Source organism: Microbacterium sp. HMWF026 (assembly GCF_003061325.1).
Taxonomy (GTDB): domain Bacteria; phylum Actinomycetota; class Actinomycetes; order Actinomycetales; family Microbacteriaceae; genus Microbacterium; species Microbacterium testaceum_E.
This window is the reverse complement of the sequence record NZ_QAJB01000209.1, coordinates 1-2,404: the sequence shown is the minus strand read 5'-3', so window position 1 is coordinate 2,404 and position 2,404 is coordinate 1. Positions and strand designations below refer to the sequence as shown.

Sequence of the window (2,404 nt, the reverse complement as noted above, 5' to 3'; positions counted from 1 at the left end):
CCTCATGACCACCGTCGCCCTCGTCGGCATCCTGATGCTCGCTCTCGTCGTGGGGACCACGACGATCCGTCCCCTCCTCCCCGGCTTCGATCCCTTCGGGCAGGACCTCTCCCGGGCGCTGCTGCCGCCCTTGGTCGACGCCGCCCACCCGCTCGGCACCGACCCGCTCGGACGCGACCTTCTCAGCAGGATCGCGCTCGCCTCGGCCGTCACGCTCGGCATCACCGTGGCCATCGTCTGCCTGAACGCCGTGATCGGCACGACGGTCGGCATCCTGGCCGGCTTCTTCGGGGGGCGTATCGAGTCGGGTCTGTCGGTGCTGTCCAACACCGTGCTGGCCATGCCCGTGGTGCTGCTGCTCATCGCCGTGTGCGCCGTCATCCCGCCGAGCGCGGGTCTCACGATCCTCGTCGTCGGCTGCACGTGGTGGGTGGGTTACGCCCGCGTCACGCGAAACGTCGCGGCAGCGCTGCGCGCCCAGGACTTCGTCGTGGCGCCGCGCACCCAGGGTGCCGACCGATTCTGGTCGCTCACGAGGCACGTGCTGCCGAACGTCTGGCCGCACACGCTCATCATCGCCGCGACCGATGTCGCCACCATCGTGCTGATCGAGGCCTCCCTCGAATACCTCGGTCTGGGCGTGCAACCGCCCACCCCCAGCTGGGGGGCCATGATCTACGACGGCCAGAAGTACCTGGCCACCGACCCCTGGCTGGTGATCCTGCCCGGCCTGGCGATGTTCCTCGCCGTCGGCGGCGTGCAGTTCCTCAGCCAGCAGTTCACCGCGGAGGCGCGGGGCGCCTTCCTGCGCAAGGGAGTCCGCCGATGAACCACCCCGTCCTCTCCGTCGAGAACCTGCGTCTCGAGGTCGCGACCCCCGACGGACCCCGCACGGTTGTCGACGACGTCGCTTTCGAGGTCGGCCCTTCGTCCGCCCTCGGCATCGTCGGGGAGTCCGGATCGGGCAAGAGCCTGACCATGCTCGCCGCCCTCGGATTGCTCCCGCCGGGCGTCCGCGTGGCCTCGGGCGAGGTCCGCATCGACGGGCGCGCGGTGACGTCGATGAGCGAGCGTGACCTGCGCGGCATGCGCGGACGGGTCACCGGTATGGTCTTCCAGGACCCGATGTCGGCGCTCAACCCGCTGCGCTCCGTCGGCGCACAGGTCGCGTCCGCGGTACGCGCCCACTCCCCCGGCACCTCGCGCGCGGCGGCGCGACGGCGGGCCGTGGAGCTGCTGGAGTCGGTGGGCGTGCGCGACGCCGCGGTCCGGGCGGCATCGCGCCCTCACCAGTGGTCGGGCGGTATGCGTCAGCGCGCGGTCATCGCGATGGCCATCGCCAACGACCCTCTGCTCCTGATCGCCGACGAGCCCACGACCGCGCTCGACGTCACGGTCCAGGCGCAGGTGATGGCCCTGCTCGACGAGGTGCGCGAGCGCAACGGGTCGGCACTGGCGCTCATCAGCCACGATCTCGGTCTCGTCGCTCAGCACACCGACCGCCTCGTCGTCATGCGCTCGGGTCGCGTCGTCGAACGGGGCGACACACGGGCCGTCCTCGCGGCTCCGGCGCACGAGTACACCCGTCGCCTCCTCGCGGCTGCCCCGTCGACGCGGACCGGCTCCGATCGCCCCGCGCTCGTCGAGACGGCGGAGGAGCCCGCCCTGGAGGTGACCGACCTCGTCGTGGAATACCCGGGTCGACGCGGCCGGCGCACCCGCGCCGTCGACGGGGTGAGCCTGCGCATCCGCGCCGGCGAGACCGTCGCGGTCGTCGGGGAGTCCGGATGCGGCAAGTCCTCGCTGCTGCGGGCGATCCTCGGGCTGACCCCGGCGAGCGCGGGAACGATCCGCTTCGAGGGGCGCACCGCGTCGCCCGACATCGCCGGACGCAGCGCCGAGCTCCGCTCTCGCGCGCAGGTGGTGTTCCAGGACCCCTCGTCGGCGCTGGACCCGCGGATGAGCGTGGCCCGCTCCGTCGGCGAGCCGCTGAGAATTCGCCGCGGCTACAGCGCCGCCCGCGTGCGGACGCTGCTCGACGGCGTCGGCCTGGACCGCTCGTTCGACGACCGTCTCCCCACGCGCCTGTCGGGCGGTCAGCGCCAGCGCGTCGGCATCGCCCGGGCGCTCGCACTCGATCCCGCGATCGTGCTGCTGGACGAGCCGGTATCGGCTCTCGACGTCTCCATCCAGGCGCAGGTGCTGGATCTCCTCGGCGCTCTGCAGCGGGACCAACGGCTCGCCTACCTCTTCGTCTCGCACGATCTCGGCGTCGTCCGCGGGATCGCCGATCGCGTCGTCGTCATGCAGTCCGGACGCATCGTCGAGGAGGGTCCGACCGAGAGCGTCTTCGCCGCGCCGCGGCACCCGTACACCCGCACCCTCCTGGATGCCATCCCTCATC

Annotated in this window: 2 protein-coding genes; both read left to right on the top strand. The window is 72.1% G+C overall.

Annotated features, from left to right (window positions below; translation table 11 throughout):
* Nucleotides 1–829: ABC transporter permease (locus DBR36_RS08740; RefSeq protein WP_146185290.1), on the top strand; the 829-nt coding region annotated here is incomplete at its 5' end.
* The coding region (locus DBR36_RS08735; protein ID WP_108318598.1) for an ABC transporter ATP-binding protein at nt 826–2,404 on the top strand (1,579 nt) is incomplete at its 3' end. The genes DBR36_RS08740 and DBR36_RS08735, both read left to right, overlap by 4 nt.